14 protein-coding genes and 1 other annotated feature are annotated in these 18,579 nt (G+C 48.5%); all 14 genes read left to right on the top strand.

Going from position 1 to position 18,579, the window contains the following annotated elements; translation table 11 throughout:
• Positions 1-249 precede the first annotated feature (249 nt).
• The 14 genes from AC3RCI_RS23220 to murC all read left to right on the top strand — a co-directional run bounded on the left by AC3RCI_RS23220 (position 250) and on the right by murC (position 18,494).
• On the top strand, positions 250-837 hold the full coding sequence (locus tag AC3RCI_RS23220) for a non-ribosomal peptide synthetase module (protein ID WP_127541059.1): 588 nt from the start codon (positions 250-252) through the stop codon (positions 835-837).
• A gap of 336 nt (positions 838-1,173) precedes the next feature.
• Positions 1,174-1,572, top strand: coding sequence for an adenosylmethionine decarboxylase (speD, locus tag AC3RCI_RS23215; RefSeq protein WP_095293297.1), 399 nt, complete (start codon positions 1,174-1,176; stop codon positions 1,570-1,572).
• A 322-nt stretch (positions 1,573-1,894) separates the two neighbouring features.
• A complete protein-coding gene (hemA, locus tag AC3RCI_RS23210; RefSeq protein ID WP_095361417.1) occupies positions 1,895-3,283 on the top strand; it encodes a glutamyl-tRNA reductase in 1,389 nt (462 codons plus the stop codon).
• Positions 3,284-3,298: 15 nt separating this feature from the next.
• Entirely contained in the window at positions 3,299-4,126 is an 828-nt protein-coding gene (ccsA, locus tag AC3RCI_RS23205) for a cytochrome c biogenesis protein CcsA (RefSeq protein WP_375335150.1), read from the top strand.
• A gap of 5 nt (positions 4,127-4,131) precedes the next feature.
• Positions 4,132-4,782: a precorrin-2 dehydrogenase/sirohydrochlorin ferrochelatase family protein gene (locus tag AC3RCI_RS23200; RefSeq protein ID WP_336782759.1), complete on the top strand. Its 651-nt coding sequence runs from the start codon at positions 4,132-4,134 to the stop codon at positions 4,780-4,782.
• A 2-nt stretch (positions 4,783-4,784) separates the two neighbouring features.
• Complete coding sequence (hemC, locus tag AC3RCI_RS23195) at positions 4,785-5,741, top strand: hydroxymethylbilane synthase (RefSeq protein WP_492526601.1); 957 nt, start codon at positions 4,785-4,787, stop codon at positions 5,739-5,741.
• Positions 5,742-5,745: 4 nt separating this feature from the next.
• Positions 5,746-7,308, top strand: a complete 1,563-nt coding sequence (cobA, locus tag AC3RCI_RS23190; RefSeq protein ID WP_492526599.1) for a uroporphyrinogen-III C-methyltransferase — start codon at positions 5,746-5,748, stop codon at positions 7,306-7,308.
• A 136-nt stretch (positions 7,309-7,444) separates the two neighbouring features.
• Complete coding sequence (hemB, locus tag AC3RCI_RS23185) at positions 7,445-8,446, top strand: porphobilinogen synthase (RefSeq protein WP_336782754.1); 1,002 nt, start codon at positions 7,445-7,447, stop codon at positions 8,444-8,446.
• 159 nt (positions 8,447-8,605) lie between these two features.
• Positions 8,606-9,910 carry a glutamate-1-semialdehyde 2,1-aminomutase gene (gene hemL / locus AC3RCI_RS23180; RefSeq protein ID WP_492526597.1) on the top strand — a complete coding sequence of 435 codons (1,305 nt, stop codon included), beginning with the start codon at positions 8,606-8,608 and terminating at the stop codon, positions 9,908-9,910.
• A complete protein-coding gene (locus AC3RCI_RS23175) occupies positions 9,907-10,812 on the top strand; it encodes an RluA family pseudouridine synthase (RefSeq protein ID WP_492526595.1) in 906 nt (301 codons plus the stop codon). The genes hemL and AC3RCI_RS23175 overlap by 4 nt, the downstream gene beginning before the upstream one ends.
• A gap of 138 nt (positions 10,813-10,950) precedes the next feature.
• The gene (locus AC3RCI_RS23170) at positions 10,951-12,489 is read left to right on the top strand and encodes a LysM peptidoglycan-binding domain-containing protein (RefSeq protein ID WP_492526593.1); all 1,539 of its coding nucleotides are present in this window, start codon (positions 10,951-10,953) and stop codon (positions 12,487-12,489) included.
• Positions 12,490-12,649: 160 nt separating this feature from the next.
• Positions 12,650-12,938: a binding site (T-box leader), on the top strand.
• Between the two features lie 58 nt (positions 12,939-12,996).
• Positions 12,997-15,663 carry a valine--tRNA ligase gene (locus tag AC3RCI_RS23165; protein WP_492526591.1) on the top strand — a complete coding sequence of 889 codons (2,667 nt, stop codon included), beginning with the start codon at positions 12,997-12,999 and terminating at the stop codon, positions 15,661-15,663.
• A 78-nt stretch (positions 15,664-15,741) separates the two neighbouring features.
• On the top strand, positions 15,742-17,118 hold the full coding sequence (locus AC3RCI_RS23160) for a bifunctional folylpolyglutamate synthase/dihydrofolate synthase (RefSeq protein WP_095361444.1): 1,377 nt from the start codon (positions 15,742-15,744) through the stop codon (positions 17,116-17,118).
• A gap of 5 nt (positions 17,119-17,123) precedes the next feature.
• Positions 17,124-18,494 carry a UDP-N-acetylmuramate--L-alanine ligase gene (gene murC / locus AC3RCI_RS23155; RefSeq protein ID WP_127541081.1) on the top strand — a complete coding sequence of 457 codons (1,371 nt, stop codon included), beginning with the start codon at positions 17,124-17,126 and terminating at the stop codon, positions 18,492-18,494.
• Positions 18,495-18,579 lie beyond the last annotated feature (85 nt).

Genomic DNA, 18,579 nt, shown 5'->3' with positions numbered 1-18,579 from the left:
TAATGCGGAAAAGTGAGTATGCTGGCTGAATAAAGAATGATTAATCGATTTTATCCATATTTTCATGGGATTTTATGAGAATTCACTGTTTTGTTCTGGAGCATATTGGTTTGGCGGTGGTGTATAATGAATGTAGGTGCGTTCATGCCACAGGAACAAAAATACCGGCTTTGCCGGCCTGAAGAATTTTGAGATGACTGCCCATAAGCAGGAAGGCAAAACAATCGGGGAAGAATTGAGGAGATTTGTATGGCTCAGCGGTTAGCCACAGAGTATGTTAATGCCACTTTTAAATTGTCAGAACCCCAGATGCATCAGTTTTTGCGCATATCGGACGATGGCCGGATTCATCACCGTGTTAAGGTGCTTGATAATGGTTGTCAGGAAATTGTGCTTGCAGATGTCAGTGGAGAGGAAGTTCATTTTCCTTTTGACCGTCAGAAAGGGTTTTACATCTGTGAGTTGTCTTGCCGTCTGGTAAACCATCATCTGACCAACGTTGTCCGAAAACTCTTTATGACCTTCAAGGGTGACGGCGTTGTTCATCGGATTTATGAAGAATTCACCATGACGTATGTTTATGCTCAAGGCTCTGTTCGTAAAATTGTAGAACAAAATGGGGAAAATACCCGACTGATTTATGAATACAAAAACACATTGCTTGAATTACAGCGTCAGTTCCAGGCTCGGGATGTTGAGCGTGAAATTAACCGATTATATGCAGAGGTGGACACACTTCTGGATACTAGGATTCATACATCCGTTCCTGAAGAGCTTCATCAGATTGATGCAAGACTTGCTCGACATCAAAAACGGCTCTTTGAACTTGAGGCTTAACGAACCTTAAAACGCCCGTTATACGACTTTAAATGCTTGATCCATCCCCTTATTGTTTCTGATCACAGGCACTTGCCGGTTCAGGTTCCGAAGGGGATTTTTTGTGAAGGATGCGTTCATTTAAGCTGGCAATAATTTATTTGTTTAACTGTAAAAAAAGGGTTGCATTCCTTTAAAATAGATGTTATTTTTATTCTCGTTGAAAAGAATATAGGAACCAGGATTCACTCAGGACATTATATGTTGCGAGAGGTTTTTCCCTCGGGAAGTGAATGACGTAGGTCCTAGCGGATGAAATTTTCAAACATTTTATTCCTAGGAAGGGGGAACCGAAGGATGGAATATTCAACTTTCGGAAGACACGTTGCTGTTGATGTTTGGGGTGTCGACTTTGATCTACTGAACAGTGCAGAGTATCTGCAAGCCCAACTGGTTGAAGCTGCAGAGGCATGTGGTGCGACAGTAATGTCCGTGCAATCCAAGCAGTTTGAGCCACAAGGAGCGACAGTGCTTGTGCTATTGTCAGAGAGCCATCTCTCCATTCATACGTATCCTGAGAGAGGGTTTGCGGCGATTGACTGCTACACCTGTGGTGAAACGGTAGACCCACAGCTGGCCATTGACTACCTGGTATCCGTTTTGAAACCGGAGAAAACGTACGCTAAGAAATTGGTGCGTGGATTGGGTGAACTGCAGGTCGTAACACCGACAATGCAACCCATCGAACTGGTCTAATTGATGTAGATAAACATGAGTAATGTTCACATATTGGGAAGGAAGCAATGATCCCGAATTATAGATAGTCATGGAATTATTCCATGACTATTTGTTTTAATATTCGAAGAAATGGATTTTAACGAATAACGGAGAAGATTGGTGAGACACTACAATAAATGACAATGCATAGGATAATCTACATGGGGATTTCATAAACATTTCATAAAAATGGCCCGGTCGCGGTCATGATGTGTGATATAATTAACCATGTCAAGCATAAATGGATGGAGATATGTAGAAAACACTTTGATTGGAAATTTATTAGGCAGGTGAACTTGCAATGCACATCGTTGTAGTTGGTTTGAATTATCGCACGGCGCCTGTAGAGGTTAGGGAACGATTCACATTTGCAGAAAAAGACTTGTCTGAAGCGCTGCAGCAGCTCAAGCTGACCAAGAGTGTATTGGAAGGTGTAATCGTAGCCACATGTAACCGTACCGAGTTGTATGTTGTGGTAGACCGTCTTCACATGTGTGGTTATTTTATTCGTACGTTTATGGAACAATGGTTTAATGTTCCGCGGGAAGAATTTACGCAACACTTATATATATATGAAGATGATCAAGCCATTCGCCATTTGTTCCGTGTTATTTGCGGGCTGGATTCCATGGTGATTGGTGAAACACAGATTCTTGGACAGGTGAAGCAGGCCTTTTTCACTGCCCAGGAAGAGAAATCGACAGGCACCTGGTTTAACATGCTGTTCAAACAGGCGGTAACTCTGGGCAAGAGAGCACATTCGGAGACTTCCATAGGAGAAAGTGCAGTCTCGGTCAGTTACGCAGCTGTTGAACTGGGGAAACGTATTTTTGGCATGTTTACGGACAAGAAGGTACTTATTCTTGGAGCGGGCAAAATGAGTGAGTTGACAGTCAAGCATCTGTATGCCAATGGAGCCTCAGAGGTCATTGTAGCGAACAGAACTCTTGCAAGGGCTCAGGAGCTGGCTGCCAAGTTCAGGGGAACCCCTTGCACGATGGAGCAGGCTTTGGAGAGACTGAGTGAGGTTGATATTGTCATCAGTTCGACAGGAGCAGAGCGATATGTTCTGGATGCTTCCGTTGTTCGTGAGAGCATGAAGCGCCGTCAATCACGTCCATTATTCCTGATCGATATTGCGGTTCCTCGGGATATTGATCCGGCCATCGGAGAGTTATCCAACGTATTCCTTTATGATATTGATGATCTGGAAGGAATCGTGGAGAGCAATCTGGAGATGCGCAAGGTAGAAGCGGCCAAAATCGAAAAAATGATTGAACTGGAGATGGAAGACTACTATCACTGGCTCAAAACATTAGGCGTTCGCCCGGTGATTCGAGCATTGCAGGAGAAAGGAGCTTCCATTCATGAAGATACGATGGAGAGTCTCTTTAATAAACTGCCTGAGCTGGACGAACATCAGCGTAAGGTTATCCGTCGTTTAACCAAAAGCATCGTGAATCAAATGACGACAGATCCGATCAACCGGATTAAGGAAATGGCTGGCGGCAAGCATGGAGATGAAGCACTACGCATGTTCACCCAAATTTTTGCCTTGGAGGATGCAGTGGAGACGGCCGCAGAAAAAGTAAACCAAAGCGATGCCTCGGCCTTGGGTAAACCGGCCGCCGTTCATCTTAAAGACAACCGGCAAGACGCAATGCCGGCTTATGCTCCGGCAAGTGTATAAGGGCGGGTGAACAGCTTGACCCTTTCTGAACAAATCTATGAAGCTCTGATCTATATGTATGCCCTGAGCCTTCTGTTCTATTTCTCGGACTGCATTCGACGGAATGCGGGGGCGAAGCGAACGGGCACAGGGTTTCTTGTTGTTGTCTGGCTGCTTCAGGTCGTTCATGTGATTTTGCGAATGTGGACCGAGGGCCATTTTCCGATTTATACAACGTTCGATTTTCTGTTTATCTTTTCGTTTAGTATCGTATTGATGTCCCTGGGGATGATACGTGTCCAGCGTTCGGAATTTGTCATCCTGCTATTGAATATCGTGGGCTTCTCAGTTACCGTACTGAATCGATTGTGGTTTACAGCTGGGGAGATCTCGCTGCATAACTGGCAGACCGTTCACGGGCTGCTGATCATGCACATTACGCTGGCAAATCTGGGCTTTGCAGCCCTCACAGTAGCTGCGGTCTTCGCCATGTTGTATCTGTTCCTGCACCGTAAATTGAAAAACAAAAAATGGAATGATACGATGCGGCGGATGCCGAGTCTTGAAGTCATTGGCAAATACATGGATGGCGCAACATTGATCGGAACACCGTTACTTGGCGTCTCCGTAGTGCTGGCCGTATTATCCATTGTCGCTGAGACCAGGTGGTATCTGCTTCTGGATCTGAAAGTCATTGCAACAGGTCTCGCTATCGCGATCTATATCGGTTATTTCGTTTCTAAGCAGAGAAAACAGTTTTCCAACATCATCATGGCAAGATGGACATTGATTGGATATGGTTTTGTCATTATGAGCTTTTTAACCAATGCGTATTCAGCGTTTCATCGTTGGACAGGGGAGTGAGGACTATGGATCGCTATACGCCGTTATATGTAAATACTTCAGGCAAAACCTGCTGCGTTGTTGGGGGCGGACGTGTTGCCGAACGTAAGATCAAAGGTTTGCTTCACGCCGAAGCGCATATTAAGGTGTTTAGTCCGGAAATCACATCGGAGCTGAAACAACTGCATCAGGAGTCCCGAATTGAGTGGATAGCCCGGTCCTACCGCAAAGGTGATTTGCGGGGGGCCTTTCTCGTATATGCAGCAACGGATCACGTTGAAGTCAACGCACAGGTAGTACAGGAAGCTAACGATGCGGGCATAATGGTGAATGATGCGATGTCTTCCGAGAACAGTGCGTTCATCACCCCCAGTGTGGTCAGGCGTGGAAGATTGAGCATTGCCATCTCAACGGCTGGAGCAGGTCCGGCAGCTGCTGCAGAGATTCGATCTACACTGGAGCAGCAATTTGGAGAAGAATACGAGACGTATATTGAATTTCTGCATCAGATGAGGATTCAAGTGAAGTCACGTGTGTCGTCTCCGCGTGTGCGAAGCGTTTTACTGCGGCGATTGACTGAAATGAATGTGCTGGAGGATATCCGTGCAGGGCAATTTCGGTGGTGGACAGAAGAAGAAATCGGGAGCTGGATATCCCGTAATCAGGAGGAGCTGTAGACATGCGTACAATTAAAGTGGGAAGCAGACAAAGCGCACTGGCTTTGACACAGACAGGCCATGTAATTCAGGATTTACGCAGCATTTGTGAGCGAGAAGGTTTAGCATTTGACTTTGAAGTACATAAGATCGTTACGAAGGGTGACTTGATTCTCGATGTAACGCTGTCCAAAGTCGGTGGCAAAGGTCTGTTTGTCAAAGAGATCGAACAGGCCATGTTGGATCGAACCATTGATATGGCTGTGCACAGCATGAAGGATATGCCGTCCGAACTGCCGGAAGGATTAATCAACGGCGCTGTTCCGCGCCGTGCTGACCCGCGTGATGCATTGATTTCCAATGGGGGGTTATCTCTGGATCAATTGCCGAAAGGGGCGAGAGTGGGGACAAGCAGTCTCCGTCGTTCCAGTCAGTTAAAGGCATACCGCCCGGATCTGCAGCTCGAATCCCTGCGTGGTAACATTGACTCACGTCTTCGCAAGCTGGAGACAGAGGGTCTCGATGCTATTATTTTAGCTGCTGCAGGATTGTATCGAATGGGCTGGCAGGATCGGATTACCGAGTATCTGTCCGAAGAGGCTTGCCTTCCTGCCGTTGGCCAGGGTGCACTGGGAATTGAATGCCGTGAGGATGACGCAGAGCTGCTTCATCTGTTGAAGCTGTATAACGATCCGGAGACTGCTTTTCCTGTTATGGCAGAACGTAAATTCCTCAGTGTATTGAATGGGGGATGTCAGGTGCCTATCGGTGCTCATGCCGTCTGGAATCGTCAGCAAGATACAGATTCCCCGAATGGGCAAAACACGTTACAATTAACGGGTATGGTTGGTACGCCGGATGGCGGACTGATTCTTAAAGAAGCTCTGACCGGAACAGATCCGGTACGTCTTGGAGAAGAAGTAGCGTGGAGATTGATTGAACGGGGAGCAGAGCAGATACTGGCAGAAGTTAGGGGATGAGGACATGGTGGGAAAGGTCTTTTTGGTAGGAGCAGGTCCAGGGGATGCTAAGCTGATAACGGTAAAAGGATGGGAGTCTATCGGCAAAGCAGATGCTGTAGTCTATGATCGTTTGGCCAGTCCGAGATTGTTAAAACAGATGAAGCCTGGCGCAGTGAAGATTTACGTAGGCAAGCGGCCTGACCGTCACACGATGAAACAGGAAGAGATTAATCAGCTGCTCGTCGATCTGGCCCTTGAAGGGAAAGTGGTTGTTCGGCTGAAGGGCGGAGATCCAACGATATTTGGACGCGTCGGCGAAGAGGCAGACCTGCTGCGCAAAAACGGCATTCCTTTTGAAATCGTGCCTGGGGTTACCGCAGCCATAAGTGTGCCTGCTTATGCCGGAATACCGGTGACCCACCGCGATTATGCATCATCCATTTCCATTATTACAGGGCATGAAAGCCCGGACAAGCTGGATCGCAGCATCCATTGGGATAAAGTAACGAACGCAACGGGAACACTGGTATTTATGATGGGTGTGGCCAAGATCGGCTATATCAGTGAACAGCTCATCCGTCATGGCCGTCCGGCACAGACACCAGTCGCACTGGTTCGTTGGGGAACAAGAGCTGAGCAGGATACCCTTGTGGGTACGCTTGAAAATATAGAAGCCAAGGTTATTGCAGCCAACTTCCAACCGCCTGCAGTCATTGTTGTGGGGGAAGTGGTGAACCAACGTGAGCAATTGAAATGGGCTGAGGTACTACCGTTGTTCGGCAAACGAATTCTGGTGACGCGCGCTCGCAGTCAGGCGAGTGAGCTGGTGAACCGCATCGAGGAACTTGGTGGTGAACCGTATGAGTTTCCAGTTATCGAAACCGTTATGCCTTCGAGTGAAAAAGGAAAACAAAGTGTCAAGGATGCCTTCGGTGCGTTAAATACATTTGATTGGGTATTTTTCACGAGCGTAAACGGTGTGGAATTTTTCTTCCGTCATCTGGAAGAGCAAGGCAAGGATATCCGGGCTATGCATCAAGCAAGAGTTGCTGCGGTTGGACCTTCAACTGCCGAGGCCTTGCGCAAACACGGTATTGTTGCCGAAGTGGTCAAAGGGCCCTTTCAGCAGGAAGGTATGCTGGAAGCTTTTGAGAGTGAACTGAAAAAAGGTCAGAAAGTGCTGCTTCCCCACGGTGATCTGGCACGATCCTGGTTGCCTGACCAGTTGAAGGAACGTGGACTTGAGGTCACGGAAGCGATCATCTATGACACCGTACTCGCGGGTGAGGATGATGATGAACTTCTGAAGCTGCTGGAAGAAGGCGGTATTCACGCGGTGACGTTCACGAGCTCTTCAACGGTTACGAACTTCATGGAGATGCTTAAACGGATGGGACTCCAAGATCCATTACCGTTGTTAAAGAATGTCGAGGTTGCTTGCATAGGGCCAGTGACTGCCAAAACGGCAGAAGCAGCTGGCTTGAAGGTAACGCTGATGGCCGCAGAAGCAACGATCGAAAGTATGATCTCTGCGCTGATTGAGTGGAAAAGGACGCCTTCTCCAGAAGGGGCTGTGCCTCGTTGATTTAGGAAGTGTATCGCTATTGTAATAGATCGTATCCATATACCAAAATGCAGATTGATGAAGCGTGCTGAATTCGTTAGGATACCGGCGCGCTTCCCTTTTTGCTCTACTTTACTCTAAGAGAGGATGTATCTATATGAGTTTTCCAATTGTACGACACCGTCGCTTACGTCAATCTACAGGCATCCGCAATATGGTCAGAGAGACTCATCTGACCGTGGATGATTTTATCCAGCCCATCTATGTAACTTACGGTGAAAACGTAAAATCCGAGATCAAATCGATGCCAGGCGTATTCCGTTTTTCTCTTGACCGTCTGCAGGAAGAGGTAAAAGAGATTGCCGATCTGGGAATTCCGGCCGTGTTGTTGTTCGGTATTCCTGAGACAAAGGATAGTATTGGTTCTTCTGGTTTCGCTGAAGATGGTATTGTGCAGGAAGCAACGAAATTGATTAAGTCCTGGTATCCCGACCTGCTGGTTGTGGCAGATACCTGCCTGTGTGAATTTACGGATCACGGGCACTGCGGCATGGTGCATACCGTTGAAGTTGACGGACATATCTGCGGAGATGTTCTGAATGATGAATCACTGGATCTGCTTGTAAAAACAGCTGTATCCCAAGCGAAAGCAGGCGCGGATATTATTGCCCCATCCAATATGATGGATGGATTCGTCCAGGCCATTCGGGCAGGACTGGATGAGAATGGATTCAGCCATATTCCAATCATGTCATACTCCGTTAAATATGCATCTGCTTTTTATGGTCCCTTCCGTGAAGCAGCGGATTCCACACCACAGTTTGGGGATCGCAAATCATATCAGATGGATCCGGCCAATGCCCGCGAGGCACTGCGCGAAGCCGAGACGGATGTGCTGGAAGGAGCAGACATGCTGATGGTGAAACCGTCACTCTCCTATCTGGACGTGATGCGTACAATCAAGGATCAATTTGACCTCCCGCTTGTGGCCTATAATGTAAGTGGTGAGTATGCCATGGTGAAGGCTGCAGCAATGCAGGGTTGGATTGATGAGAAAAAGGTCGCCATGGAAATTCTGCTCAGCATGAAACGCGCGGGTGCGGATATGATCATTACGTATTACGGAAAAGATGCCTCCCGCTGGTTGGCTGAGAAGTAATCGTTCTTTGTAATTACACGTTTGCTAAGAGAGTCGTTATAAAATGATCAACATATAGCAAGGCCCTGCACGACCCTGTTATGTCGCTTGTATAGATCATTGTATAGATCAGTTTACTGTTCATATAAGAGCGGGGCCTATATATTAAGGAGGATGTTCATGACTGCACAATCAGGAAAAAGACGAAACGATGAGCGCTCACGCAGCGCATTCGAGGAAGCCAAGCAGTACATACCTGGAGGCGTAAACAGTCCCGTTCGGGCATTCAAATCCGTAGGACTTACCCCGATCTATGCAGAACGCGGAGAAGGGTCCAAGATTTACGATATTGATGGCAATGTATTTATTGATTATGTGGGCTCATGGGGACCGCTTATCATGGGACATGCCCATCCTGATGTTGTTGAAGCACTGCGTGAAACAGCTCTGAAAGGAACGAGCTTTGGTGCTCCAACGCTGCTGGAGACCGAGATGGCTAAGCTTGTTTGCGAACGCGTACCATCCATTGATATTGTGCGGATGGTCAACTCGGGTACGGAAGCAACCATGAGTGCCATCAGGTTGGCGCGCGGTGTAACGGGCCGCAGCAAAATTTTGAAGTTTGAAGGTTCATATCACGGACATGCGGACAGCTTGCTGATCAAAGCGGGCTCCGGTGTCGCTACCCTTGGATTGCCAGACAGTCCTGGAGTTCCTGAAGGGGTCGCTACCAATACGATCACGGTACCTTACAATGATCTGGAATCGGTTAGCCTTGCCTTTGAACGTTTTGGTGAGGAGCTGGCTGCTGTCATTGTCGAGCCTGTGGCTGGGAATATGGGCGTTGTACCTCCGGCAGAGGGCTTTCTTGAAGGCCTGCGCAGTCTGACGAGCCAGTACGGCAGCCTGCTCATTTTTGACGAAGTCATGACCGGTTTCCGTGTCGGCTTGAACTGTGCACAGGGGCGATATGGTGTTACGCCCGATCTGACATGTCTTGGTAAAGTTATCGGCGGCGGCCTTCCGGTCGGAGCATATGGTGGTCGTCGGGATCTGATGGAGCAGATCGCTCCAACCGGCCCGATCTATCAAGCGGGAACACTAAGTGGTAACCCACTGGCTATGGCAGCAGGGTATACCACCCTCAAGCTGTTGACACCGGAAGTCTATGATCGTTTGGAGACGTTGTCGGCTCGTTTGCAGGCTGGCTTCGATAAGAATGCAGCAGAGACGGGGATTTCTGTAACCATTAACCGTGTTGGTTCCATGGTATGTCCATTCTTCAGCAGTGTACCTGTTACCAATTACGATATAGCCAAAGGAAGCAATTTGGATCAGTTTGTTCGCTACTTTGCAGCAATGGTTGATCAGGGTGTAAGCGTGGCACCTTCCCAGTTTGAAGGCATGTTTGTGTCTGGTGTGCATACAGAGCAGGACATTGATGATACGATTGAAGCAAACCGCAAGGCTCTTCAATCTCTATGACGATCAAAAGTTGGAAGCGTCGTGGAGAATGGCTGGAGCTGATGCCAGGCAAAGTGGTAACAGGCAATCCAGACAGACAGCTTGCGGCAGAGCAATGGCTGCTCACTGAACTTTCGTTTCCAGAAAAGCTGCTTCGTCAGCTCAAGGCAAATCACGGAATTCAACTCGCAGGGGACCGGCTTCGGCTGGCCCTTTTTGCATCTCGGCCCATTGATGTTGAACCCCGTTGGGCAGAGATTGAGGTGCTGTACGAGGATGATTTTAGTCTGGTTGTACATAAACCCGCGGGTATGAAGCTCCATCCGGATGGAACTCGTGCCGATCATGCCATTACGCTGGATCACGCTGTCGCCTCTTATTATGAGATCAATGGTATCGACACCAGCGTGCGCCATGTGCACCGCCTCGATGAAGATACAACAGGCCCCGTTCTCTACGCCAAGAATGCTTTTGCTCTGGCAAAATTGGATGAGGCCATGCGTCGCAAAGAAATTGGGCGTCAGTATGTAGCCATTGCGGAAGGGCAGGTACCTCCGGAATGCAGCAAAATTGATGCGCCCATCGGTAAGGACAGGCATCATAAGCAGCGCAGACGCGTTTCCGAGAGTGGGCAGGAAGCAGTAACACATGTAGAGATTGTGGAAGTGTGGGAGCGGGCTACACTTGTGCGTTTAATACTGGATACTGGACGTACACATCAGATCAGAGTGCATCTGAGTTATGCCGGACACCCGCTTGTTGGCGATCAGCTGTATGGAGGAAGGTCAGATGCCATTGGACGCCAGGCACTTCATGGTGAAGTGTTAACGTTTAATCATCCGCTCACGGGAGCGCTGATTGAAGTTCAAGATCCGTGGCCTTCCGATTTTGAACAGCTAGTCCAGCGGGAACGAACAACCTAATAAAAAGGCAAGCTTTGAACAAAGGTGGCATGCTCATCTCATCGATGGCATATAGATGGGGTAACGAAGGATTTGGACCATGGATCAGTCCCATGAGAAGGATCATGGTGAACATATGCCGAAAGGAGGACGCCACCTTTGTTGAATCAACCTTATGGTTTGCGGTTCGATATTTATGAGCGCGTTCATTTGTCCGAGGGAGTCCCTGCCATTGAGGAACTGGAGGAAATTGAGTTATACCCGCGTATTCAAGTCATCGGTCAGGATGATCATGCAACGTTGCGAGGCCATCTTTTGCTTACAGGTGCGTATCGGGGAGAGAACGAGATCTCGGAGGAACTGAAACATTTTATTCCGGTTGAGATCACAGTTCCCCTGAATCGGGTAAGATCACTTGAGGATATCTCAATTGAGATTGAAAACTTTGATGTGGATTTGTTATCCAGCCGAAGCTTGAATATTACAGGTGTGTTGTCACTGCGTGGCATTGAGGGCTTTCCTGTTGAAGAGCCGCAGGCCTGGTCGGCGGAAGAGTTTACCGTGGTACACTCCCCTGATCCGCAGCAGGTTAACCGCTCTCCGGAGGCGGGGGATGCAGATGCTGGCTTGAACACCTTTGCCCAGGAATATCTGCTGCAGCGCAGTGAAGAGGAAGGTCTGCCTATAACGGCCGAGTCTCTAGACACATCTGAATTGCCAGGAAATCCGCAGCAAGCCGCTGAAGAAACTATCCGTTATGAAGAAGATGCGCAGCCGGAAGAGCAGTTAATTCCTGCACCGCAACAGATCTATGCTGATACGCCTGAGAATCAATATGAAGAAGAATATCAGAAAAGACCGGCTGAAGATAACGCTCCTTCATTAATCACCCAAGAAGATGAAGCAACCGGTAATGAAGTGCCCTCCTCACCTTCACCCGTCTCGTCTTTTATGGCGGAGACTGCAGACCGGCTGGCTTCTTATCCGGAGTCAGAGCCATTGCTACCTCTGGCTGAGGAATCACCATCTATCTGGGCCGAGCCTTCCGTGGAGACCTTACATACAAACACGGGGCTGAGCCAACAACCATCGGAAGACGTGGCTGTTTCGAATGTTTGGAACTTCGAATCTTCCAGGTCAGGTTCACCGCAGGAAGATCAGACGGAGGCTGAGAAGCCAGCAGAGAATTGGCAGGAAGTGTTTGGAGCGTCTGAACTGGAATCTGCCGAGGGGGAAAGACCTTCTGCACCGGAAGCAGTGGATGCAGATGAATCTTCAGAGCCTGTTTCGTTCATTCCTGAACCTGTGGCTGAGACAGAAGACAAGCCAGAGCTCAAAGTCGCGTTTGGCAGCAAGAGGGAGTCTTCACCAAGACAGGAAGAAGGGGTGGGTATCTCGTCCCTGTTATCTTCGGGTAGGTCAGTGCGGGATACAGAAACGGATCGGGAGGAAGATTCGGTCGCTGGCTCCGTACAGGAAGAAGCCTACCAGGCAGATGATGTTCAGTGGAAGAACCTGTTTTTGGGCACGATTGTGGATCAGACACCATTCCGCAAAGTTAAACTGTGCATCGTCCAGCGGGAAGAGACCTTGGATAGCATTGCTGATCGCTACCAATTGAGTACCCGGGAGCTCCAGTTATACAATCGGTTATCTGAACAGGTCGTTGAAGAGGGGCAGATTCTATACATCCCCTGATCTCTGACTTGTAAAATAACGTCCATACCAACCCGCGATCCAATAAGGATTGCGGGTTTTTGCTGCTTTTTGGCTTAACATGCAGGGCTGCCGCCCGTTTCCGCTGTTGTCAGGTTGACTATCGGGCACGGTCAGGGTATGATGTGTTTAGGTTTTTTAAAGAACAACGTCGAATGGGAGTAGTAGACAGCAAGGCCTTTCAGAGAGCGGGATTGCAGCGCTGAGAAATTCCGCAGGAACCTACTGATCGAAGTCGCCCGGGAGTTGCCTGTTTGAATATGAGGAACGATGAGACATGTCATTGTGATTTGTTTGTTCCTGAAGTAGGATGGGCCGGTAGCAGCCGTTATCTGCTTGAAGTGTCACGATAGCCTCAGAAAGGCATGCTGTTTCTTTCTGTCTGCGTGAAACAAAGGTGGTACCGCGAAAGCTAACCTTTCGTCCTTTGATGGATGAAAGGTTTTTTTGTTTTTTGGCGATGATGATTAAGTAACGGAGGAATGACACATGTCTGAAGAAAAAAAATCAGCGGCAACTGAAATGCCGACGACGTATGATCCGAAAGCTGCGGAGCAGAAATGGTATTCTACCTGGACAGAGCGTGGATATTTCAAGGCTGGTCAGCGCAAGGATGCTGAGCCGTTTACCATTGTAATTCCACCCCCGAACGTAACAGGCATGCTTCATATCGGGCATGCACTGGATTTTACACTGCAGGATATCCTGATCCGCACCAAACGGATGCAAGGATATGACGCTTTGTGGCTTCCAGGTTCTGACCATGCAGGTATTGCGACTCAAACCAAAGTAGAGCAAAAGCTGCGTGAAGAAGGCTTGACCCGCTATGATCTCGGACGCGAGAAGTTCCTGGATAAAGTCTGGGATTGGAAAGACCAATACGCGACAACGATCCGTCAGCAGTGGGGTAAAATGGGGCTCTCCCTGGATTATTCACGTGAACGCTTCACGCTCGATGAAGGGCTTTCCCAAGCGGTGCGCAAAGTGTTTGTTCAGCTATATGAAAAAGGCTTGATTTACAGAGGCAAACGCATTATTAACTGGGATCCGGTGAACCGTACTGCATTGTCTGACATCGAGGTTGAGTACAAAGAGGTTCAGGGACACCTGTATCATCTGAAATATCCACTTAAGGACGGTAGCGGTTATGTTACAGTGGCGACGACTCGTCCGGAGACGATGCTCGGTGATACTGCGGTTGCGGTTCATCCAAAAGATGAACGCTATGCAGACATGATTGGCAAAACGCTGATCCTGCCGATCATCGGCCGGGAGATTCCGGTTATTGCAGATGATTATGTAGATAAGGAATTCGGAAGCGGTGCTGTAAAAATTACGCCTGCACATGATCCGAATGACTTCGAAGTGGGTCTTCGCCATAACCTGCCTCAGATCACAGTAATGGATGAGACAGGTACCATGAATGCGGAAGCAGGCAAATATCAGGGTATGGATCGCAGTGACTGCCGCAAGCAGATCGTTGCAGATTTGCAGGAACTGGGTGTCTTGATCAACATTGAGGATCACACACATCAGGTTGGACACAGCGAACGGACGGGAGCTGTGGTTGAGCCTTATTTGTCCACACAATGGTTTGTTGAGATGAAACCTCTCGCCGAAAGAGCCATTCAAAAACAGCAAAACGGGGAAGGCGTAAACTTCGTTCCGGATCGTTTTGAGAAAACATATCTGAACTGGATCGAAAATGTTCGTGACTGGTGTATCTCACGTCAGTTGTGGTGGGGACATCGTATTCCTGCCTGGTACGACGATGAGACTGGCGAAATTATTGTATCGGCTGAAGATCCAAGAACCCTGCCAGAGTACGCTGGTCGTAAGCTGAGACAGGATGAAGATGTTCTGGATACATGGTTCAGTTCGGCATTATGGCCTTTCTCCACGCTCGGCTGGCCTGAAGATGCAGAAGATCTGAAACGTTACTATCCGACAAGTGTGCTTGTAACCGGATATGACATCATTTATTTCTGGGTTGCACGGATGATCTTCACAGCTCTGGAGTTCACGGACGAAATTCCATTCAAAGATGTTCTGATGCATGGTCTGGTTCGTGATGCGGATGGCCGCAAAATGTCCAAATCACTCGGTAACGGTGTGGATCCGCTGGATGTTATTGAGAAATATGGTGCAGACGCGATGCGTTATATGATCTCCACCAGCAGCACGCCTGGCCAGGATCTTCGTTTCCGCTGGGAGCGGGTAGAACAGGCACGTAACTTTGCGAACAAAATCTGGAATGCATCACGTTTCGCACTGATGAATCTGGAAGGCTTTACTTACGAAGATCGCGACATCAGCGGAGAGCTTGGAACAGCCGATTATTGGATTCTGCACCGTCTGAACGAAACTTCCCGCGATATTACGCGTCTAATCGAAGCATACGAATTTGGGGAAACAGGGCGATTGCTGTACAACTTTATCTGGGATGACCTCTGTGACTGGTATATTGAATTTTCCAAGTTGTCCTTCTACGGTGAAGATCCGGTTGCCAAGAAGAAAACACAATCGGTACTCGCTTATGTCCTGGATCATACCATGCGCCTGATTCACCCGTTTATGCCTTACATCTCGGAAGAGATCTGGCAGCATCTGCCTCATGAAGGCGAGACGATTACACTTGCATCTTGGCCAGTGTATGATCCTGCCCTGGAAAATCCGGAAGCCGTTGCCGAAATGAACCTGCTCATGGATACCATTCGTGCCGTACGTAACATTCGTGCAGAAGTAAACGTGCCGATGAGCAAGAAGATTGAATTGATGGTAAAAGCGAACAGTGCCGAGACATTCAGTATTATCGAACGCAACAGCCATTACATTCAACGATTCTGCAATACATCCGAGTTCGACAGCGGACTTGATCTGAGTTCACCGGATAAGGCCATGAGCGCTGTAATTACGGGAGCTGAACTTTACTTGCCGCTGGCGGGACTGATTGATATTGAGCAGGAAGTGGCTCGCCTGGAGAAAGAGCTGCAGAACCTTGAAGGCGAAGTACTCCGTGTAGAGAAAAAGCTGGCCAATGAAGGCTTCGTAGCCAAGGCACCAGCCAAGGTTATTGAGGAAGAGCGCGCCAAACAAGCGGATTATTCGGATAAACGGGATAAAGTCATCGCCCGGATCAAGGAACTGAAAGGTTAATGTTTCTGGGTCGGATGGAGAGCAAGCATGCCATCCGGCCGCTTTTTTCAATCAAACTCGGGACCGAAGGTGAAACATATGACGGAACTTAATGGCACGGGCGTAGATGCCCCTCTGCATACCTATGACGAGGCTGTGGACTGGATCAATGGCCTTATTCCTTTTGGCATCAGACCCGGATTGGAACGAATCACGGAGCTCATGTCATTGCTCGGTAATCCTCATCAGCGTCTCAAATTTATTCATGTCGCGGGAACGAACGGAAAAGGTTCGACTTGCGCTTTTTTGACGTCGGTGCTGCTTCAGGCGGGGTACGATGTAGGAACGTTTACGTCTCCGTATATCACGAAATTCACGAATCGTTTTCAATACAACGGCGAGGATATTCCAGAAGAGACTCTGCTGAAGCTGGCGAATCGACTCCATCCGCTGGTCACAGATATGGCCACTACTGTTCTTGGATCACCTACCATGTTCGAAGTGTCTACAGCCCTGGCACTCTTGTACTATGCAGAAGAGTGTTATCCGGATGTAGTAGTATGGGAGACTGGGCTGGGGGGAAGGATGGACGTAACGAATATCGTTACACCCGTGGTTTCGGTCATTACGAATATCGGTATGGATCATACGGATGTCCTGGGTGATACCATTGAAGCGATCGCGGGAGAAAAAGCAGGCATTATTAAACCAGGCGTACCTGTTGTCACCTGTGTTACACAGCCAGAGGCTGTTAAGGTGATTCAGGAAAAGGCCCAGCAAGTCCGATCAACTGTGTATTTGTCCGGAGAACAATTTTCTTACCATAGACTCCATAGTGATGAGAATGGTCAATCCTTTCATTTTGCTGGACCATTCCGCGAGCTGGATGCTCGCATTCGAATGCAGGGTATTTATCAGATGGATAATGCTGCGGGTGCTCTTATGGTGCTTGAATTGCTCAGACAGTACATGGCATTCATTCTGGATGACAGAGATATTGCCCTTGGATTGGAGAATGCCTTCTGGGCTGGCCGATTCGAGAAGGTCGTTCACGAACCCCGAATTGTACTGGATGGTGCGCATAATCCGGAAGGGGCAGAGTCACTGGCCAAGAGCATTGTCGACGTATATCCTCACAACAAGTTAAATTTGATGATGGGCATGCTGGCGAATAAGCATCACGAAGCGTATTTGCAGCATATACTGCCACTAGTGGATACGCTGATCCTGACCGAGCCAGATTTCCGACGCAAAATGGATGCAGCCGAATTGCTGCAGATCGTCGAGCGGTTACGTCCCGCCATTGCGAAAGAGAATCTGGAAATCATCGTCGAGCCCGATTGGGCGAAGGCACTTGATCTATTGAAGTCACGGACGGAAGCGGAAGATCTGGGGGTGGTGTCCGGCACACTGTATCTCATTGCAGATGTGAGGGCAGCCCTTTTGCATCAAACCGATTCTGAAAAAGGTTGGTGAAAGTTTTGTTAAATACATCAGAACACGTTCATTTTATAGGGATTGGCGGATATGGCATGAGTGCCATCGCACGAGTTATGCTGGAGATGGGATACACCGTTACCGGATCGGACGTCGCTTCACAGGAGTTGACTGAGAAGCTGGCAGCCAAGGGAGCGAAAATATATATCGGACATACGGCTGAACACGTAAATGGAGCAGATCTTGTGGTCTATTCTACAGCAGCTCCGGCGGATAATGTGGAGCGAGTGGCAGCCGAGCAGCTTAATATTCCGATTCTTCACCGTGCACAGATGCTGGCGCGCCTGCTCAATGAGCGCAAAGGTGTTGCGGTTGCAGGTGCCCACGGCAAAACGACGACTTCCTCAATGATTGCACTTGTCATGGACAAATGCGATACAGACCCAACGTATATCATTGGCGGAGAAATCATGAATTTGGGAACCAATGCGAAGGCAGGCCAGGGCGATTGGGTCGTGGCTGAAGCAGATGAGAGTGATGGATCGTTCTTGCAGTATCATCCGTGGCTAGGTATTGTGACCAATATTGAAGCCGATCATTTGGAGAATTACAACAGCGACTTCGAGGAGCTCAAAAAAGCGTATGTACAGTTCTTGAGTCAAATTCGTCCGGAAGGAACAGCCATTGTCTGTGCGGATGATGAGAACGTTCAAAGCATTTTACCTGAGCTGAAATCCCGAGTCACGACATACGGCATTGATCAGAAGGCTGATTATATGGCATCGGATATCGTACTGGGTGACCGCAGAATCTCCTTCACCATGAGCCATCAGGGTAACGCACTGGGAACGGTAGAGCTCTCTGTTCCAGGCAAACATAATGTTTACAACGCCATGGCTACGGTCATTACCTGTCTGGAAGCAGGCATTCCGTTTGAGAAAATCACGGCTGCCATTATTCAGTTCCATGGTGCCAAACGCAGGTTCCAGGTGCTGGGTGAAGCACGGGATATTCTGGTTATCGATGACTATGCTCATCATCCGACTGAAATTGAGGCAACCATCAGTGCAGCGAAAGCGACAGGGAAACGTATTATCGCGGTGTTCCAACCGCAGAGATATACGCGTACCTTCTTCCTGCTGGATGCGTTTAGTCGTGCTTTCGCTGAGGCAGATGAGGTACTTATTACCGACATCTATTCTCCGGCGGGAGAAAAACAGATTGAAGGTGTTCACTCCGCTAAGCTGGTTGAACTGATTGTTCAGAATAGTAATGCTGCTGCTCGTTATTTGCCTACCAAGGAAGAAGTGGTAGCAGATTTGCAGAATCGTCTGCAGCCAGGAGATCTTGTCCTCACGATGGGAGCAGGGGACATCTGGAAGGTTGGCGACACACTTGCCAAAGGACTGAAATAGTCCATTTTATGACCCGCTTTGCTTCGTAAAGAAGCAGGCGGGTTTTTGAATTTCTAGGAATCTTTCATTGTCTCTGGGCATATAG

It is taken from the genome of Paenibacillus sp. MT124, from assembly GCF_058792755.1.
This window is presented reverse-complemented; position numbering and strand designations above follow the sequence as displayed.

Bases quoted from the DNA above. Each gene is read 5' to 3' on its own strand.
- AC3RCI_RS23220 (WP_127541059.1), top strand. From the start codon at position 250: ATGGCTCAGCGGTTAGCCACAGAGTATGTTAATGCCACTTTTAAATTG.
- speD (WP_095293297.1), top strand. From the start codon at position 1,174: ATGGAATATTCAACTTTCGGAAGACACGTTGCTGTTGATGTTTGGGGT.
- hemA (WP_095361417.1), top strand. From the start codon at position 1,895: ATGCACATCGTTGTAGTTGGTTTGAATTATCGCACGGCGCCTGTAGAG.
- AC3RCI_RS23200 (WP_336782759.1), top strand. From the start codon at position 4,132: ATGGATCGCTATACGCCGTTATATGTAAATACTTCAGGCAAAACCTGC.
- hemC (WP_492526601.1), top strand. From the start codon at position 4,785: ATGCGTACAATTAAAGTGGGAAGCAGACAAAGCGCACTGGCTTTGACA.
- cobA (WP_492526599.1), top strand. From the start codon at position 5,746: ATGGTGGGAAAGGTCTTTTTGGTAGGAGCAGGTCCAGGGGATGCTAAG.
- hemB (WP_336782754.1), top strand. From the start codon at position 7,445: ATGAGTTTTCCAATTGTACGACACCGTCGCTTACGTCAATCTACAGGC.
- hemL (WP_492526597.1), top strand. From the start codon at position 8,606: ATGACTGCACAATCAGGAAAAAGACGAAACGATGAGCGCTCACGCAGC.
- AC3RCI_RS23175 (WP_492526595.1), top strand. From the start codon at position 9,907: ATGACGATCAAAAGTTGGAAGCGTCGTGGAGAATGGCTGGAGCTGATG.
- AC3RCI_RS23165 (WP_492526591.1), top strand. From the start codon at position 12,997: ATGTCTGAAGAAAAAAAATCAGCGGCAACTGAAATGCCGACGACGTAT.
- AC3RCI_RS23160 (WP_095361444.1), top strand. From the start codon at position 15,742: ATGACGGAACTTAATGGCACGGGCGTAGATGCCCCTCTGCATACCTAT.